The organism is Limosilactobacillus ingluviei DSM 15946 (assembly GCF_001435775.1).
Classification (GTDB): Bacteria; Bacillota; Bacilli; order Lactobacillales; family Lactobacillaceae; genus Limosilactobacillus; species Limosilactobacillus ingluviei.
Genome location: NZ_AZFK01000042.1, coordinates 19,191 through 39,683 on the forward strand (window position 1 = coordinate 19,191; position 20,493 = coordinate 39,683).

A 20,493-nucleotide genomic window follows, 5' to 3' on the forward strand; every position below is an offset into this window, starting at 1 on the left:
ATCTTACAATGTAAAGGATTGTAACTAAACCTCTGGGAGATATAAATGAAAAAGTTATCGATTGTAGTGCCTTGTTACAATGAGGCCGAAGCCTTGCCCCTTTTCTACCCGGCGGTCGAAAAAGTGGTGCAGGAAATGAAAGATGTTAACGTAGAGTATTGGTTTGTCAATGACGGTTCTAGTGACGATACCCTGGGTGAGATGCGCAAGTTACATGCCCAAGCTCCCGAACGGGTGCATTACGTTTCCTTTTCTCGGAATTTCGGCAAGGAAGCGGGCTTATATGCGGGTCTAGAAGCAGCGACTGGTGATTACGTGGTCGTAATGGATGCTGATTTACAGGATCCGCCATCGTTTCTGCCGCGGATGTACGCAGAACTTCAAAGTGGGGAATACGATTGTATCGGGACCCGCCGGACCGACCGGACCGGGGAAGCCAAATTTAAATCCTTCCTTAGCGATCAGTTCTACAAGGTTATTAACCGGATTTCGAATACTAATATCGTCCCAGGAGCGCGAGATTATCGGATGATGACCCGTCAGATGGTCGATGCGGTCCTGTCAATGAAGGAGTATAGCCGTTTCTCCAAGGGGATCTTCTCTTGGGTCGGCTTTAAGACCAAGTATCTGGATTACCATAATGTTGAACGGGTGGCCGGGGAGACCGACTGGAGTACCTGGCAGCTCTTTAAGTATGCGATGGATGGGATTTCCGATTTCTCTCAAGCGCCGTTGTCGTTGGCGATCTGGTTAGGGACGTCTGCGGCACTTCTGTCTGTTCTGGGGATCATCTTTGTGATTATTCGCTGGCTGGTGGACCCGGCTTCCAGTGTCTTTGGCTGGGCTTCAATGGTCTGCATCATCCTGCTGCTTGGCGGGATGCAACTGTTGTGCATTGGGATTGTCGGGAAGTACATTGGCCGGATCTATCTTCAGGTTAAACACCGGCCAATCTACATCGTAAAGGAGAAAAAATGAAAGCGAAACAACAGTCGATCTTGTACTGGTCGTTAGAGTTATTGATTTTAGCCCTGTTGGTGTGGGTGTGCTCGAAACTCGACTTTGTTTTTCGACCGGTGATCATCTTCATCTCGGTCACCTTCGTTCCGTTGGTGATTTCGCTGTTTTTGTACTACATGTTAAATCCGGTAGTGAAGTTACTGACTAAGTTTAAAATTGGTAAATTTCGCTTACCCCGGGGCATCGCCAGTCTGTTGGTGGTCTTACTCCTAATCTTACTGGTGGTAGGAGCCTTTATGGCCTTGATCCCATCATTGGTTAACGAATTGACCCAGCTAATTAAATGGTTACCGACGGCGACGAAGGATACTCAGGCTTGGATTGTACAGTTGTCGCACCACCCGATGCTAGAGCGGGTGGATCTCAAGGGCTTGTACAATCAGTATAGCAGCCAAGTGGCCAAGTACGCCCAAGCTTTGCTGGCTAGTCTGAGTTCCAGTGCCGGAACTTTAATTGGAGCGGTAACCAAAGCAGTGGTGATTGCCGTGACGGTGCCGGTGATGTTGTTTTACATGTTAAAGGACGGCAATCGCTTGGTACCGAGCGTGCAGCGCTTCTTCTCCCAACGACATGGCGAAGAAGTGGCCAATTTACTTCACCAAATGAACGCCACTTTATCGGCCTACATTTCCGGCCAAGCAATTGAGTGTTTGTTTGTGGCCCTAGCGACAAGTATTGGTTACTTTATCATCGGTCAACCCTTAGCGATTGTCCTCGGCTTGATTGCGGGAATTACCAACATGATTCCGTATATCGGCCCCTACATCGGGATTGCCCCGGCTTTATTGGTAGCCTTAACTGTGGCTCCAGAAAAGATTATCTGGGTGATCGTAGTAGTGATCGTGGTCCAACAAATTGATGGGAACATCATTTATCCAAATATCATCGGGAAAACCTTAAACATTCACCCGTTGACGATCATCATTTTATTGTTGGCAGCGGGGAACATTGCCGGAATTGCGGGAATGATTTTATGTATTCCGTTTTATGCGGTGGTAAAAACGATTGCTGGCTACTTTTTCTCTATTTGGAAGCTAAGGCAAAATGATTAACTTAACTGGTGTAGAAAGGTAAATTTAATGGAATTAAAAAGAAATTCAAATTTTGAAATTTTACGTATAATCAGTATGTATCTAATTGTGGTCTCTCATTTTGTAGTTCATGGGATGACTCCAGTTAACAGCACAAGCGGAATTAAACATGCTGTAATGTTAGCATTACAGAGTGGCGGAAAAATAGGGGTTGATGTTTTTGTAATGATTGGTGCGTACTTTCTAATTGGAAAGGATTTTAAGTTTCGTCGACCGATTAAACTTATATTGATAGTGGCACTATATTTTTGGGTGATTTTCGGTATTCTTACAATAACAGGACACCATTTAGATTATCAGTGGTATGAACTGATATTTCCCGTTCCAGGGACATATTGGTTTGCTGGGAGTTACATTGTTCTACAATTTGCCAGCCCCGTTCTTAATTTAATAATAGAAAATTTGTCACGAAAGAAATTACTAAAGTTATTGATTTTTCTGACTTTAATTTGGACTCTAATACCTACCTTTGTTATTCCTAATGTTGTTGATCTATGGTTAAGTCACTCGGAATTAGGTAATTCGACGGTAGCTTTGTTCTGCTACTTATATTTACTTATTGGATATGTTAAAAAGTATCCTAATCAATGGACTGATCAGTTAAAATACTCTGCCTTAATCTTTATGGGAGGGGTAGGCGGAATGGTAGTTACCTTTTTAGCTACCAAAGGAATTAAAATGCTTGGAATGAATGGGGAAAGTTTAGCGCCATACGTAGACCATCTACTAGATGCTAATAGTACTTTTGTTATTTTGATTTCTTTCGGCTTGTTTTTGATATTTAAAAATTTAAAGCCTTCTGTAAGCCGAGCTATAAACACCATTTCTACTTCTACTTTTGCTGTATACTTGATTCATGACAATAAATTTCTGAGTGGAATGTTATGGCATAAAGTCGATAATACTCAATTTCAAAGTAGTTTGAGCTTTTTAATTCATGGGTTATGGATCTCATTGTTAATTTTCAGCTCTTGCATTTTGATTGACTTGTTACGTAGGGTAATACTTGAAAAATACACTAATCAATTGAGCATACGCTTAGGAAATAAGCTGGATAAATATTTTGATTGAGTTGAGCTTAAACTCCTGATTAATTCTGAATGTAGACATGAAAGGAACAACTAATGACGACTTCAAAAGAACTAGCACAAGCCGTAAGCAAACGCCGGACGTTTGCAATTATTTCTCACCCCGACGCGGGGAAGACGACGATTACTGAGCAACTCCTCCTCTTCGGGGGCGTGGTCCGTGAAGCGGGGACCGTTAAGGGCCGCGGCAGCAGCAATTTTGCCAAGTCCGACTGGATGGAAATTGAACAAAAGCGGGGGATCTCGGTTACTTCTTCCGTGATGCAGTTTGACTATGATGGCAAGCGGATCAACATCCTGGACACCCCGGGGCACGAGGACTTCTCCGAAGATACCTACCGGACCTTGATGGCCGTTGACTCGGCGGTGATGGTGATCGACGGGGCCAAGGGGATTGAACCGCAAACCCGCAAGCTTTTCCAAATTTGTAAGATGCGGGGGATTCCGATTTTTACCTTCATTAACAAGTTTGACCGCGATGCCCGCGAACCGCTTGATTTAATGAACGAAATCGAAGAAACATTGGGGATTGAAACTTACCCAATGGATTGGCCGATCGGGATGGGTCGGCAGTTCCTCGGGGTATACGACCGTTTTAACAAGCGGGTCGCCTTAACTCACCCAACTGATCCGGATCAACCCTACCTGCCCTTAGGCGAGGACGGAATGGTGGCCGGTGACAACCCGATTGCCGGTGAAGGAGAATGGCAAGACGCCCTCGATGGGATCGAACTGATTGAGATGGCCGGCACCGAATTTGATGAAGCCAAGATCGCGGCTGGGGACCAAACGCCAGTCTTCTTCGGGTCAGCCTTAACCAACTTTGGGGTCAAGACCTTCTTGGAAACCTATCTTAAGTTTGCGCCGGCGCCAAGCCCGCATAAGCAAGACGATGGTACGGCAGTTGAACCCCTAGCCCCAGAATTCTCTGGCTTTGTCTTTAAGATCCAAGCCAACATGAACCCGAAGCACCGTGACCGGATTGCCTTTGTCCGGATCTGTTCGGGGGAATTTACCCGCGGAATGGACGTGACCTTGGAACGGACGAGTAAGCCATTGCGGCTGTCGAACGTGACCGAATTCATGGCCAACACCCGGGAAAACGTGGAAACCGCCGTGGCTGGGGACATTATCGGGCTGTACGATACCGGGAACTTCCAAATTGGTGATTCAATCTACACTGGTAAGCAAGCGGTTAAGTTTGAAAAGCTGCCGCAGTTTACTCCAGAACTCTTTGTTCGTGTCTCGGCCAAGAATGTGATGAAGCAAAAGTCCTTCCATAAGGGGATTACCCAGCTGGTCCAAGAAGGGGCAGTGCAACTCTACCAAAGCTACACTACCAACGACTACATCTTAGGGGCCGTCGGGCAGCTGCAATTTGAAGTCTTTAAGTTCCGGATGCAAAACGAGTACAACTCGGAAGTAATCATGGAACCTCTCGGCAGCAAGACCGCTCGCTGGATTGATCCTGAACAACTGGATCCGAAGATGGCCTCTTCACGGAACATGCTGGTCAAGGATCGCAACGGCGAACCGCTCTTCTTGTTTGAAAACCAATTCGCTGAGAACTGGTTCAAGCAAAAATATCCAGATGTGAAGTTGACGGCGAAGCTGTGAGAAGTGAGTGATAATGACAAAGATCAAAGCAATAATTACTAATCACCCAAAATTGGTTCTGGTAATTACTTTTGCCGTGCTAAGCTTATTTTTTGTTTTACCACTAGCCCATACGCGGGTGATTTATTTGGGAGATGATCTCCCCTACCATATCAACCGAATTCAGGAGTTGGCTGATAATTTAAGGCAGGGTAATTGGTATCCGTATTTATATACTTACCATTTTCATGGCGTACCTTTCTTGTTAGGGGCCTTTTATCCTCAGGTGACTTTAATGCCGCTAGCTCTGCTGTCACTGGTTACTGACAATTATGTAATTGGAACTTATCTGGGAATTTCATTTTATACTTTCCTTGCGATGATGATTATGTATTATGTAGCCAGACGGTTGGATCGGACGACATTTGAATCGTTCATCACTGCAGTTGTATTTGCTTTTAGTGCATGTCGGACGTATGATGCGTATCAACGCTTTGCTTTAGGTGAATTTTTAGCAATGACGTTCTTGGTTCTTGCTTTTTACGGTTTATACGCGCTGGTAAAGACGAATGGTAAAAGTGGAATGATTGCGTTAGGAATTGGTCTTTCGTTAGTAATGCTTTCACATGTATTGAGTACTTTTTTATGTGTGCTGTTACTGATTGTTGAGTTAGCAATTCTCATTCCTGCGGTTCAACAGTGGAGCAAATTTATTGTTGGTATTAGCAAGGCGATCGGTTTATTTTTTACAAGTGCCGCGATTTATATCGTTCCATTTTTGGAACAGGAACTGCACCAAGCTTACGCTCAGCCTTCACCACGAAATTTGGCTTTGGGGGCACCAACTTTTAGCCAGTTGCTGAATAATTCGCTCTCCAATAACTTAGTTAATGGTTATTTATTAAAAACTGACCAAGGGATGGGAATTGGACTTGTTTTAATTCTCGTTATTATTTGGGGAGTTGTTAGGTTTAAAAACTTACAACGACTTGACAAATGGTTACTAGTGAGTGGTGTTCTTTTAACAATGACCTCTACTCAACTATTTCCTTGGAACTTATTGCAACGTACGCCGATTTCAGTGATCCAATTTCCTACTCGTCTATTGCCATTTGCCACAATTGCTTTGGCGTTATTAAGTGGGAAGGCGTTAAGCGAATTTGCAAACGGACTGAGTGCAAAAGTTAAAGTCAACTTTGTTCTAAAATTGATAACGTTATTGGTGATTGTGTTGGGACCTTGGTTAGGAGCAATTGAAACCTATCATGCCAGCATGAAAAATCAAACTGGTTTTATTGCATGGGCAACTTTCTATAATGGCAAGCACTATGAAGGAGATCGCGTTGTTGCTGATGAATGGTATTGGTACATTGATCAATACATTCCTAAAGAATCACAAACTTACTATAAGGATGTATTCAATAGGGTTGCAATTGTTGATGGAAAAAAGGTCAAGCTCAGCAAGTTTACACCTATTTCAAATGGAATGATTTACCAGGACGTATCACTTCAAAGCAAAGAAAATGTATTGTTGCCAGCACCACAATATAAAAACGTGTACGTATATCAAAACAGTAAACGACTCAGAATACAAAATCAAAATGGGTTAATTAAGCTTCCGCGAACGAAGCAAGGCAACTTAATACTTAAGTACCAACCATCGCTACTTGATAGAGTTTCAATGCTGACGAGTATCATTACTTGGTTATTGGTGGTTTTAATGGGAATAAAGCTTATTTTACGAGGAAGGAAAACAGCACATGTCTAATAAGATGGATAACTTATTAACAATAGTCGTTCCTTGCTATAACGAAGAGGAAGTCCTTCCAGAAACGGTTAAAGAGCTTGGAGCGATTTTACAACAATTGATTCAAGCAGAAAAAATTGATTCTAACAGTAAATTGCTGTTCGTCAATGATGGCAGTCGTGACCACACTTGGAAATTGATTCAAGAGTTTAGTAGCAAGCACGAATATGTAACTGGCTTAAAGTTTACCCGTAATTACGGCCATCAAAACGCATTGTTAGCAGGAATGAGTGTAGCCGTTAAGCATGCCGATATGATCATTACAATTGATGCTGATTTGCAAGATGATGTCAATGCGATCCCGAAGATGGTGGATGCTTATTTGGCCGGTAATGATGTGGTTTATGGTGTTCGCAACAGCCGTAAGACGGATACAGTCTTTAAACGCCGAACGGCACTTGGTTACTATGCTTTGATGAAAAAATTGGGAGTTAACTTGGTGCCAGACTCAGCCGATTACCGACTGCTGAGTAAGCGGGCAACTGAAGCGTTGCTACAATACCAGGAACGTAATCTCTTTTTGCGGGGTATGGTGCCGTTAATTGGCTTCAAATCCACAAAAGTGTACTATCCACGCAAGGAACGTTTTGCGGGTGAATCCAAATACCCATTAGGTAAGATGTTACACTTTGCCTTAGATGGGATTACCTCCTTTTCCATTGCCCCCATCCACGTAATCTTAGGGATGGGGATAATTATTGTTCTGGTTAGTATTATTTTGATGATCTACACGATTTATGAAAAAGTAATGGGCAATGTCGTCTCCGGTTGGTCTTCCTTAATGATTTCGATTTGGCTTTTAGGAGGGATTCAGTTAATCTCATTGAGCATCATTGGTGAGTACGTTGGGAAGGTCTTTACGGAAGTTAAGCACCGGCCACGCTTCAACATTGAGGAGGAAAATTTTTCGAAGAGTTTCAATAAAAAGAAGGAGTTATAGCAAAGATTAACTTAGGAGGACAGGATTAGATTCATGAAAAAAATATTAAGGGCAGGGGCGCTAGTGGTAACATTTTTGCTAGTTAGCATAATTACGTTATTGCCATTAATTCGCTCTCAACATCTATATACTGGTATTGATATGGGCTTCCATTTAAATAGAGCTTATGATCTTGCACAAAATTTAAAAAATGGTAATCCATTCCCCTTTGTTACGAGTTATGCATTTAATCATCTTGGTACACAAGTAAATATGGCATATGGTTTATTGACCGTGTACCCATTAGCAATTGGACTATTACTGTTTAAAAATCCGATCATGGGGATTTACTTTGGCATAATTTTACTCCAATTTATTCAGTCAATAATTGTGTATCCTTTAGCAGTAAAATATTTTCGCAACCAAAGCCAAAACACTAGAATAGCATTAATTTTTACTTTGGTTTATGTTTTCTCAGTGTTTAATTTATCTTTATATATTGGCAGTTTTAGTTTCGGCGAAGTTACTGCTTCCATATTTTTACCTTTAGTTGCTTATGGAACTTACTCCATTTTATATGGTGAAGATGAATGGTGGTATTTGTCACTTGGGATGGCATTAGTACTTTACACACATTTATTGAGTGTCCTGACTTATACGGTATTTGTAGCCGTCTTAATAATTATTGCGACTGTGAATGGTGATATCAGTTTAAAAAAATTAAAGTCCTTTTTGTATGCGGTGACTACTGCGATTTTGATGTCAAGCTTTTATATTGCTGATTTTATGAGCATGTTTCGAGATCAAAAAATGACGACAGCGATGCTAGTTAGTACAGCTAGTAATGAATTAAAACTCTCAAATCTAATTTTAGAATCTTTTGACAATCAAACATTCGGAACCTTTTTTGCAATTTCAATTATCATCGTCTTAGTTTGTTGGAGTAAAATTACTAAAAATACACGTGTGTTTTTTGGAACGGGGCTATTCTTTTTGTGTAGTGCTACTCCTGTATTTGACGTATTTTGGAAGTGCGTTGATAAAACAATTTTTGCAATGTTGCAATTTCCGGGTAGATTGCTTGTGTTAACCAATTTTTGCTTTGCTCTTGCAATTACAGAAGCTATTTATATATGGATAGTTTCCGGTAGTAAAAAGAAAGCTTTGTTATTCTCGCGCTATACTATAGTTACCCTATCGATTCTTATAAGTTCGCTCAGTTGGGGGACCACTTTTTTAAAAACAAATAGTGGCAATGTTTCATTAAAGAAACCAACCCTTTCAACGTCACTACCTTTTAATAATTACAAGGTGAGTGCCAGTACGTTTAAGTACTTGACTGCAGAACGCTACAATGGCGTAGGAGATAAGGATTATTGGCCTAAACGAAGTAGTAATTTATCTTACCAACAAGGTGAAAAGTTGAAGATAAATATTGGTTACAACAATAGGAAAGAATTTTTTGCGCATCCTATTCCTATGGCTAATGGAGCGAAATTCACTTTAAAATCTATGGATGAAGGGAAGATTGACTTACCATTTTTCTATTCCAAGAATTTAAGCGTTCAAGTTGATCAAATAAAGCAGCCATACAGTAATTCAAAAAGAGGGACAGTTGAGTTAGCTAATGTTTCTTCGGGGAACCATAGGATTAAGGTGGTCTACAAACCAACGCTATTAATAAAAACAGCGGCAACGGTGTCAATAATCACAGCCCTTATCTTGTTGGGAATGAGTATGCGTACAAATTTATTTAGACGTTTGCTCAGTAGGACGAAAAAAAAGGAAGAAAGTAATGGCACTGAAAAAATGGCACTTCAATAAAATTGACAGCCAAGTAATTTTTACGTATGGCATGTTTTTACTTGTAAGTTTGATAACAACGTACTTGTTGGGGCATACTCATACTATCTACGTGTATAGTGACTGGTTATTTCACGCTTCACGTGCGCAAGAGGTTTTCGAGAACTTGAAGGAGGGCGTAAGTTTAACGTTTATTGCTTCACACACTTTCCATCAATCTGGAGCAGCCTCATTTTTATTTTATCCTATAGTTTTTCTATATCCATGGGCAATTTTTAAGCTTTTTTTGAGTCCAGTTACTGCCTATTACCTATGGTACAGTCTGATCACTTTTGGTTCATTAATAGTCAGTTACTGGTCAATGCGCCAATTTTCACGGCAGCACTGGAATGCTTTGATTTTTAGTTTAGTATATGTATTTAATCCATATCGACTGTACTTAGGTACTTCTGTTCTTGGAGAATTTTTGGCGGTTACATTTCTGCCATTAGTATTTTTGGGAATTTATGAAGTATTATGGCGTGACAATAGACGGTGGCCAATTTTAGCAATTGGCTTGTCGTTAATCGCATACTGTCACATCTTGTCTGTTGTGTTGTGCTTAGAATTTTTGACGATAATTTTTATTTTGAAGTTAGTAATCAACCGAGGAATCAGTGCAATAAGATTAAAAGCTCTTGTATCGGCTGCTACGCTTACTTTAGGCTTAGTGTTATTTGAAATAGTTCCCTTCCTAACTGATTTTATAGGTCAAAAAGTATTTTCGGCGACGCCAGGAATTACGATAACAATGACCTTTGATCAATTACTTCAGAATTCATTCAATAATGATATTGGTTGGAACATTGGTTTTATACTTTTAGCAACACTGTTGCTAGGATGGAACTGGTTCACTTGTCGCCAAGATTGGATAATTTATTTATTGGCTTGGATTGCAGTAATCGTTTCGACCACAGTTTTCCCATGGAACTATTTTGCTGATACCCCATTTGTTATTGTTCAGTTAACATTTCGATATCTAAGTTATGCAGCATTGTTTTTGGCAATTTTATTTTCTAAGAGTGGAAAATTGATTGCAGAACGGATTGCTGTATATGATAATCCATATCGTTTTAAGGTATTGAAATACGTGGTACCAATCACTTTTTGCTTTTTTGCGGTTTGCTATTTTTCAGTGAATGAAACTAAGGGCGGATTTGAACGTAGCACGGCCCCCGCATTACAAAAGGTAACGAATTTGGCCCGACTTGAATCTCCAGTGACAGTTGATAGCAACAACTATCACTTACTCTTTGGATATATCATGACATATGGAGAATACGACTATTATCCCTTGAAAGCCCGAGGAGACATTAAACAATATGGAACTTCACAACGGACACAGTCAATTGTTAGGCATGAGTTAATTATTGATGGAAAAGCTAAACGATTGGAGCCCAGATCAACTGCAAACCAAATTGGGTACACGGTGCGTTTAGCTAAGGCAGCTAAAATTGATCTTCCGGTAGTTGCTTATAAGCATACGGTAGTAAAAGTTGATGACAAGGTAACAAATTTTAGAATTAGTGATCGTGGAACGCCAGTATTGAATATTACTTCTGGTAAACATCATATTTCCATAAGTTATCAACCACCATTTGTTTATTATTTGGGATTAGTAATTAGTTTAGCAACTTGGTTAGTTTTAATTGTAAAATTGATAAGCAGTAAAATAATAAAACAAAGTGTTTAAAGAAGTCTTAGCACTATTTTAATAGTGGTTAAGACTTTTTCATTACATTAGTAGGGATGGTGCAACTGGATGATAAAAAAGAGGATACCTTTGCTGCTAGTATTTGGCTATGCGTTAAATTTATGGATATGGAGTTCTACATTGCCTTTTGTTAGTTATGCTGAAAGTATCAAGAAGGCAATGTTACTACAAGCTATTCACGGGGGAACGCTTTTATGTACAATAGTTACTTTAATGTGGTTAGGGAAGGTGATAGGAAAAGCAAAGTTTCACTATCAATGGAGTAAAAACAATTGGCTCTATGTGGTTGAATTTGGGGTAGTTTGCTTAATACTTAATTTACTGTTTAATCATAGCTTTTCATTTAGCGATTTAATTACTACGTTTTTTCCAATTTTGCGGGATAGCTCACCATCCTTAGTAGCGTTACTACTAGCGCCATTTTTGATCCAATGGATATTAGGTCTTCCTAAAGTAATGCAAACAAAATTTCAATACGGAAGTTTGGGACTATTGGCTATTTCATCGGTCTTCAGCGTGGATTTAATAGGCATGAATACTGCTAATTCTATTCTGCCATTTCTTTTATTTCTGGGCATAGGTAGCACTCTCCCTACGACACCTAAGTGTTCTCAAAAAGATAAGCTTCTAACTTTTGGAGCAATCTTGATAGGATTCAGCCTTGCTTCGATAATGCCACTAGTGTCAGTTATGGTTCACGGCGATTGGTCAACTGCTGGGCGCTATATAACCTATAACAATATCTTTTTAGTTTACGCGGCAATGCAGATTGCTAAAATCCTGCCAACAGATTTATTGATCCAAAGTAGGATTGGTAAATTAGTAATACCATTGGTATCAATATTTACATTACCGATAACAAATAGCTGGCTGACAGCTTCTTTAATGAGTTTGGATGGTGGTTTGGTAAAACGAGGTGTGTTTACTGTTGGCTACACGTTATTAGGGATGATAGTAAGCTTAGTGCTAGCTTATGTTTGGCAATGGGCGTTGACGACAAGTGTCGTTAAACGGCAATTAGCAATGTCGCTTCCAACAAATTGGGTAACCATAAAGGAACGATTATGGTGTCACAGATGGTTACTCCTTAGTCTAGCAGTGAGTTATGTTGTAGCGTTAATTTCATTTTTCGGTGTCGAGACAAGTTGGCGTGTTTCTGTGAATATCCAGGATAGTATTGGAAAAAACATCTTTATTTTTGTTTTCCTCATTCGCCATAGCATGGTAATTTTAACGGCATTGTTGATCTGGCTACTGTATCGTACCGTACTAGCAATTACCAATCGTTACTGGTTGAGTTTGGGAATAGTTTCAATACTTGAATTAAGTTGGACTTTTGCTAATCGCCTTAAATTAAATGCCAGAAATGAACCTATTTTGCCGGGTGAGGTAAAAATGTATCAAGCCTATGGTGAAATCTTGAAAATGGTCTCGCAAGGGGTACTTTTAGGAACATTAGTTGTCTTAGTAGCCGTTGCTATTGGTATCTGGTACCTCGAACACAATTATCCGATCAAGGTTAGGCAGATGTGGTGGCAAAAAATTTGCTACTTACTAGTAACAGTAATTACTTTTGGTTCAGCTTTTTGGTGGAATCATCCTAATAATTGCTTTGCTCAGGTAGTCAATGGATTTGACAACCAACCGACCTTCTTTAATCAAAAAGATGGGGTAGAATTAAATGGTCCGTTAATACAATTTATGAATAACTTAGATGTAACTGCAATGGACCAACCGGCGGACTATAGCCAACAGACGATGAAAAAGATTGCCACCCGTTATCAAAAGTTAGCAAGCTCGATTAACCAAACAAGGACGAATGATTTAAGTGACCAAGCAGTAATCTTTAATCTCAGTGAAAGTTTTGCTGATCCCCGGCGAGTTCCGGGGATTAAAGTAGCGCCATCACCGATGCCGTTCATTGATCAGCTTAAACGAAATGCGACAAGTGGGTTGATGATTAGTTCAGGCTATGGTGGGGGAACCGCTAATATGGAATACATGACTCTAACGGGATTATCAATAGCTAATTTTAAACCCACTTTGTCGACACCATATACTCAATTAGTACCATTTCAAAAACAGGCTTGGGCCATCAATCAGCTTTTTAAGTATTCGGTTGCCGTCCACCCATTTGTGGGAACGTTCTATAGTCGACCGGCAGCTTATGCAGCCTTTGGCTTTGATCAGTTTAGGTATTTGGGTAGTAAGTATCGGATTTACAAACAACACAAGATTGACAATAGTCCTTACTTATCTGATCGCACAACATATCAGAATGCGTTAAAGGTCCTCAAAGATGGCAGAAAATCACAGTTTATGAATTTGATTTCCATTCAAAATCATATGCCTTATGATCAAGGCTATTTCAAAACTTTGAAGAAATACAAGGTGAAGGTAGCTGAAGATAATGCCACGAATATAGACACTTTAAACGATTTCGTGGCTGGTATTCACTACACCGATCAAGCTGTCGGCGAATTCATCAAACAGCTCGATCAGCTCAAACAACCAGTCACGGTCGTCTTCTACGGTGATCACTTGCCAGGGATCTACGCCAATTCCTTTGCGGAAGATGGCTTGAAGCTACACGAGACCGATTACTTTATCTACTCCAATCGCGCGGCGCGGGCGCAAGGAGCCAAAAACTTAACGCACAATACCAAGTATGTCGCGCCAAATGACTTTATTGCGATGGTGGCAGAACAAACCAATTCAAAGGTGACCCCGTACTTAGCCTTCTTGACGGCGGCGTACCACGATTTGCCAGTGGAAACGATGAACACTAATGGGACCAGCACCGCTAGTTATCAGGCTGATCCGCAATTCGTCAGCCGTCAGGGCAAGATCATCAGCCAAAAGCAATTTACCAAACGCCAACGGCAACTTTTCCACGATTACCAGCTGATTCAGTATGACCTGACGGCGGGGAAACAGTATTTATTTAAATTTTGGCAAATGAAATGAAATTGTTAAATCCCCGGCCAAAGACCCATCTGGCGGGGAAGAAAGCTAAGCGAAATCATGCCTAATGCTTGTTAGTCTGATTTCTTTTGGTATAATGGTGATTAAAAGCAAGGTTAGTCATATAGATGACTGAAATCCAGAGGACTGAGGAGAAATTTCAACAATGAAACAATTCAAAAAGAGTATTGTTGCTGCTATCATGATGGCAGCTATGCTGTTCTTTGTTGCCGGCTGTGGTAATTCTAAGCAAGCCGCCGACTCATCGGACAGCACGACTTCTAGCAAGGTCGTTAAGAAGAGCGTTAAGGCTGACAAGAAGGCAACGAAGGAATCCACGAAGGACTCCAAGGCCGACAAAGAATCTTCTGAAAGTGCGGCTACTAGCAACAGCGCGAACAGCCAAGCGACGAGCAACAGTGAATCAAGTTCATCCAGCAGCTTCGCGGTTGATTCTAGCCGCCAACTGGGCTTAGCCGACGTTGCTACTTGGACGGACGAAAATGGGGTCACCCACCACGTTGACAGTGACGGGATGGACCGCCAAACTAAGAACGGCCAAACTACTTACGCCGACTGGTCAGGTCCACTGCCAAGCAACGCGACGATCATTCGTGGTTCTAATTCTGGCTCGAGCAACTAAAGATTTTTAAGTTTTTGTTAGGGATCCCTGCTTGTTGCGGGGGTCTCTTTTTTCTTTAATTTCACCTCAAAAGTAATCTCTTTTTATAACCATTTTTGGTTGTCAAGTTGGGAAGTGAGTGCTACCATGATCGTGAATATGAATAAATAATGAAGGGATTTTGACGATGGACTTAAAGAAACGCTTTAAATTGTATAAGGCCAAGAAAAACTGGCTCTTGGCCGGGATTACGACCGTTGGGGTAATCTTTGGGAGTACCGTAATGGCCGCCGCTGATACTAATGTTCAGCCGGTAGTAACGACCGCTGCACCACAAGTTAGTCAGGTGCAGTCGGCTAGTGTGGCGCCAACAGCGCAGACGAGTGCATCGTCAACAGCTGACCCAAATGCGACATCGGCTAACTCAGCTACCGCAGCGTACAAGGCAGCTACTCAAGCAGCCGCGACTCCTGCGGCTAAGCCGGTAACCAAAGAGGTTAATCAAAATGGTCACTGGTACTTACAAGATCAAAAAACAGGCGCCTATTTGAATGGTTGGCAAAATTTGTCGAATAACCGGGTCGTTTACTACGATCCGCAAACCAACCAGATGCAATATGGTGAACAAAAAATCAGTGATCAGTGGTACTATCTACGAACTGATAACGGGGATGTAATTTCAGGTTGGTACCGACTAAAAGACGGTCGGAATGTCTACTATGACGTAAAAAAGCAGAATGGCACGGTAACCGGACAAGGAATGCTTCATAGTATGCAACCAGTTAATGGAACTTATTACTATTTCAATGATTGGAATGGAGATCGCCAAACTGGTTTTAAGAAAGTGAAGGGTCAAACCTATTACTTTGCTCCGACGATGGCAACGGGAGAACGGAATATTAACGGTCATTGGTACTTCTTCTCAACTGATGGGGTAATGCAAACAGGTTTCGTTAAGTTACCAGATGGTCGATTGGACTATTACAACGACCAAGGACAAATGCTATATGGTGAACAACAGCTTAACGGTCAGTGGTACTACTTCCGGACTGATAATGGGGATGTTGCGCGTGGCTTTACCAAATTGGCTGATGGGCGTACTGTTTACTATGATGTCAATAGTGATGGTAAAGGGCGGGGGATGCTCCATGGCATTCAAAGTGTTAATGGAAAGACCTATGCCTTTCGTTCAGATAATGGTGACCGAGAAACTGGTCTTGTAAGGATTAACGGTAAGGTTTATGGTTTTAATCCATCTCAAGTAACGGGTGAACAACAAATTAATGGCAAATGGTACTACTTTGCTCCTAAGACGGAGGAAATGCAGACTGGCTTTGTGACATTGCCAGATGGCCGATTAGTCTATTACAATCCACAAGGCCAAATGTTGCATGGTGAGCAACAAATTAATGGTCAATGGTATGCCTTCCGTTCAGACAATGGTGATACCTTGCGAGGCTGGACGACATTAGCCGATGGTCGGAAAGTTTATTATGATGTTGATGCTCAAGGCAAGGGTCAAGGGATGCTCCATGGCTATAATTTAGTCAATGGGAGTTTGTACAACTTTGATCGTTGGAATGGTAATTTAATCGGCAAGGTTGCCAACGACCTTTTTTATAATGCTACAACTGGCCAACTTCAGTATTACAACGCCGATGGCAAACTGGTGAAGGATCAGGCCGTGAAGCTAGGTAACCAAACCTGCCAAGCGGATGCCCAGGGGAATCTGCAAATCACCGGCGATGGTGAACACTCCATTAATGGTCACTGGTACCTCTACGATGCCAAGAATGGCAAGTTCAAGACCAGCTGGCAAACTTTGGCGGATGGGCGGACGGTCTACTACGGACCGCAAGCTTACATGCTCTATGGGCACCAAACGATTGACGGCCACGGCTACTTCTTCAACCGGGTCAATGGGGACTTGACCAAGGGCTGGCTCCAAGATGGCCATGACTGGTACTACTACAACCCAAATAACGGCCAAGCCCAAACGGGCACGGCGACGATCAACGGGGTCACCTACCGGTTTGATAACAGTGGCAAGCAAATTCTCAACTACGCGATCGATTACCGCTACGCCTTAAATGCAGGTGAAGGGGATGAAGATACGGCGGCGAACAACTACATCGTTCTTCACGAAGTCGGTACTGAATCCGGTGGAGCGGCCAATGCCAACTACTTTAAGCAGGATTGGGAAAAGGTCGAAGCCTACACCACCTTCGTGGTCGGCGATGGCGGCCGCGTGTACCAAGTTGGTCGGCCCGGGCAAGTCTCCTGGGGGGCCGGCCGGGTGGCCAACCACAACGCGCCGGTGCAAATCGAATTAGGCCGGACTTACAACGCCAACCAGTTCTGGCAGGACTACACAGCCTACGTCCGCTTAGCCCGCGACATGGCCGGCAAGTTCGGGATTCCGCTGACCTTGGATGCCGGTGGGGCTGGTACCCGCGGGATCAAGTCGCACAATTGGGTCAGCCACAATATCTGGGGCGACCACGTTGATCCATATGGCTACTTAGCGCGCTTCGGGGTCACCCAAGCCAAGTTAGCGCACGATTTACAATACGGAATTTAAGTTTAAGGGGTGTTCACAGTCGTGGACGCCCTTTTAATATGAACAAAAATAAAAATTTGTCGGGATTGTTTAATCAACGGCAAGGGATCTGTGACGAAGCCTTGAAGGCGATTTCGGGAAATGCTAAAATTTGGATATTGAACTTAAGATGTTTTTGACGATTAAGTGAATTTTTTTAAAGGAGTTTAAAAAATGAAGCAACAAATGCCAGAAATCAAACGGCACTTTAAAATGTATAAGAGTGGCAAGCTGTGGTTAGTCGCCGGTATCACGGCGGCGAGCCTGATGGTTGGGGGTCAAGCAGCAAGTGCGGCAGATAACGTTCAATCAGAACAACCGACAGCAAGTACGGTGCAAGATCAGCCAAAGACTGACGCGGCAACTGATCAGACCCAAAGCGGGACCAATACCACGAAGACTGACACCACTACGACCAGTGACGCCGCCCAAGCTGGTTCCACGGCCACTAACCAAGGCGACAAGGCTGACACGAACCAAGATGCCAACCAACCGGCTAAGGATGACGGTACGACCAAGGAAACCGTTGACGGTGGGAATGTCTTGGTAACCACCAAGGACGGTCAAGTTTCCTTACAAGACAAGGATGGTAAACCAGTCACTGGGGTAAAGACGATCAATGGTAAGACTTACAGCTTCGGCACGGATGGCGTCGCCCAAACGGGGCTGCAAACCGTTGACGGTAAGGTGTACGACTTTGACGAAAAGATGGCCGTAGCAAAGACGGGTTGGCAAGTAATCAAGGACAGTAAGTACTACTTTGATGAAACGACCGGCGTTGCCAAGACCGGATGGCAAACGATTGATGGAAATAAGTATTATTTCAACCCTAAGACCGGGGCTGCTTACGTTGGCTGGGCTTATGTTGACAACAAGTTAACGTACTTCACTAAGGATGGGGTTAATGTTCAATACCAAGTGGTGCAAGGCGACTACTTATTTATTACTTATGCTGACGGGAAGGTTGGCTTGTTGAAGCCTGACGGCAGTCCTGCCTCTGGTTGGTTTACTAACAACAACCAAAAGTATTACTTTAAGGATGGTAAGGCGGTAACGGGTTGGCAAACTATTGAAAACAAGCTTTACTTCTTCAATAAGGATGGGGTTGCTCAGACTGGCTTGAAAGAAGTGGGACAGGACACCTACCTCTTTGCAGAAAAAGGCTTTGCTGCTTTGCAGGGCTTGCAAGAATTCAATGGCAAGACCTACTACTTTGAAGACGAAACTAGCGCTAAGGACAAGGCCAACTACTACAAGATGGTCAAGAACCGGACGATTACGGTTGGCTCAGCTACTTACCACTTTGATGACAAAGGGATGGGGACCCAAACTGGTCAAGTTATCTTGAACAACAAGGGGACTTTGAAGCAAGAAAAGGATGGCAACTGGTACCTTTATGATGCCAAGGGCGAAAAGCTTACTGGTTGGCAAAAGCTTGATGACAAGCGGATCGTTTACTTTGCCTTAGCTGATGGTAAGAATATTACCAAGGGGCAAATGATTCATGGTGAATACCAAATTGGCGACAAGTGGTACCTCTTTGACACGAAGGATGGTAACTTAGTACGTGGTTTGGTGAAGTTAGCCGATGGACGTCACGTCTACTACGATGTTGATGAAAACGGGAACGGCCATGGGATGCTCCACGGCTTAGTGGCGGTTAAGGACGCCAAGGGGAATACCGTAACTTACATGGCGCGGAAGGATAATGGGGACTTGTTGACTGGTTTCCAAACGGATGCAGGAAAGAGTTACTTCTTTGATGCCAAGACTTTCCAGGCCGTTACGAATACTGAAATGAACATTGATGGTCACTGGCGTTTCTTCGGCAAGGATGGCGTGATGGCGACCGGCTTTACTAAGCTTGGTGATGGTCGATTAGTATACTACAACCAGAAGGGCTGGATGTTGTACGGTGAACAACAATTAAACGGTAACTGGTACAATTTCCGGACCGATAATGGTGATGCCAGTCGTGGCTTTACCAAGTTAGGCAAGCGGACTGTTTACTACGACCTGAACGAAGACGGAACTGGTCGGGGAATGCTCCACGGAATTGCCAAGGTTGGAGACAAGACTTACTCCTTCCGGAATGATAACGGGGACCAACAAACTGGCTTTATGTACAACCCAACTACTAAGAACCTGAACTTCTTTGATCCAAAGCAAAAGGGTGCCTTGGTTCTGGAAACTGTAGACGAAAAGGGGAACCAAACCAAGATTACCATCGATGGTAAGTCATACGTCGTTGATAAAGATGGCAATGTGATCTTAAATGATGGCGAAAACCAATTAAATGGTAATTGGTACCTGTACGATGCGAACAAGAAGAAAGTTTCGGTAGGCTTTATTGAGCTGAAGGATGGCCGGACGGTTTACTATGATGAAACCACAGCGGCAATGGTTCACGGTGAAAAGAATATCAAGGGTGCTTGGTACCACTTCAACCAATGGAATGGTGACATGTCCAAGGGCATCACGCGCTTAAATGACGGTCGGACGGTTTACTACGACCAAAACGGGCGGATGAAGTACGGTGAACAACAAATTGGTGGTCAATGGTACTACTTCCGGACCAACAACGGTGACATGGTTCGCGGTTGGTTCAACTTACCAGACAAGCGGACTGTTTACTATGGCAATGGGAAGATGGTTCACGGCTTTACTAAGATTAATGGTTGGCTAGTCCACTTTAATGAATGGGATGGGAACTTAACCCGTTATGCCTATGTTTGGTACAATGGGCAACGTTACTACGCTCGTCTTGACGGTGGTTTGACCCGGGCCTAAGTCTTAGTTTGATTTTTAAATAAGAGTTTCAGTTTTTAAGCTGGAGCTCTTTTTTTTACCCTAATTTTAATAGTTAGTAAACGCGGTTTGTAAAATTAAGTTAGAAAAATAAAAAGCCATTTGTGGTAGACTTTTGAATACCCATACATCAAAAGAAAGGACACCACAAATGACCTACCATCATCTTACCATAGACGAACTAACGATGATCGCTAATTTTCGTGACCAAGGAGTAAAAGCCTACCGAGCTGCCAAACTTTTGCACCGGAGCTTAGAAACCGTCTACCGAGTTTATCGCTTTCTGGCCGCCGGCCACACGCTCCAAGAGTATTGCCAACACTATCGTAAAAACAAGACTCATTGCGGTCGGAAGGCCATTCAATTACCCACTGATGAGGTAACTTATATCAAAGCCAAAGTGGCTCAAGGCTGGACGCCAGA

The 20,493-nt window shown here is 42.6% G+C and carries 12 protein-coding genes and 1 pseudogene; all 13 read left to right on the top strand.

Annotated elements, in window-relative coordinates; genetic code table 11:
- The first annotated feature begins 45 nt into the window (after positions 1–45).
- Complete coding sequence (locus FC43_RS05625; protein ID WP_056954804.1) at positions 46–978, top strand: glycosyltransferase; 933 nt, start codon at positions 46–48, stop codon at positions 976–978.
- Entirely contained in the window at positions 975–2,072 is a 1,098-nt protein-coding gene (locus FC43_RS05630; protein WP_056954806.1) for an AI-2E family transporter, read from the top strand. The genes FC43_RS05625 and FC43_RS05630 overlap by 4 nt, the downstream gene beginning before the upstream one ends.
- 27 nt (positions 2,073–2,099) lie before the next feature.
- Complete coding sequence (locus FC43_RS05635) at positions 2,100–3,182, top strand: acyltransferase family protein (protein ID WP_056954808.1); 1,083 nt, start codon at positions 2,100–2,102, stop codon at positions 3,180–3,182.
- A gap of 53 nt (positions 3,183–3,235) precedes the next feature.
- Positions 3,236–4,816, top strand: a complete 1,581-nt coding sequence (locus tag FC43_RS05640; RefSeq protein ID WP_056954809.1) for a peptide chain release factor 3 — start codon at positions 3,236–3,238, stop codon at positions 4,814–4,816.
- 13 nt (positions 4,817–4,829) lie between these two features.
- A complete protein-coding gene (locus tag FC43_RS05645) occupies positions 4,830–6,563 on the top strand; it encodes a 6-pyruvoyl-tetrahydropterin synthase-related protein (RefSeq protein ID WP_056954811.1) in 1,734 nt (577 codons plus the stop codon).
- A 4-nt stretch (positions 6,564–6,567) separates the two neighbouring features.
- Positions 6,568–7,542, top strand: a complete 975-nt coding sequence (locus FC43_RS05650; RefSeq protein ID WP_056954915.1) for a glycosyltransferase family 2 protein — start codon at positions 6,568–6,570, stop codon at positions 7,540–7,542.
- Positions 7,543–7,575: 33 nt separating this feature from the next.
- Positions 7,576–9,345 carry a hypothetical protein gene (locus FC43_RS05655; RefSeq protein WP_056954813.1) on the top strand — a complete coding sequence of 590 codons (1,770 nt, stop codon included), beginning with the start codon at positions 7,576–7,578 and terminating at the stop codon, positions 9,343–9,345.
- Positions 9,317–11,056, top strand: coding sequence for a hypothetical protein (locus tag FC43_RS05660; protein WP_056954815.1), 1,740 nt, complete (start codon positions 9,317–9,319; stop codon positions 11,054–11,056). Before FC43_RS05655 ends, FC43_RS05660 begins: the two co-directional genes overlap by 29 nt.
- 90 nt (positions 11,057–11,146) lie before the next feature.
- Entirely contained in the window at positions 11,147–14,044 is a 2,898-nt protein-coding gene (locus FC43_RS10805) for an LTA synthase family protein (RefSeq protein ID WP_162258988.1), read from the top strand.
- A gap of 163 nt (positions 14,045–14,207) precedes the next feature.
- Entirely contained in the window at positions 14,208–14,684 is a 477-nt protein-coding gene (locus tag FC43_RS05670) for a hypothetical protein (RefSeq protein WP_056954817.1), read from the top strand.
- Between the two features lie 166 nt (positions 14,685–14,850).
- A complete protein-coding gene (locus FC43_RS10810; RefSeq protein ID WP_082611467.1) occupies positions 14,851–17,244 on the top strand; it encodes an N-acetylmuramoyl-L-alanine amidase in 2,394 nt (797 codons plus the stop codon).
- 192 nt (positions 17,245–17,436) lie between these two features.
- Entirely contained in the window at positions 17,437–20,052 is a 2,616-nt protein-coding gene (locus FC43_RS05680) for a KxYKxGKxW signal peptide domain-containing protein (RefSeq protein ID WP_056954819.1), read from the top strand.
- 169 nt (positions 20,053–20,221) lie between these two features.
- Positions 20,222–20,493, top strand: a pseudogene (locus FC43_RS11380) (IS30 family transposase); the annotation flags it as partial.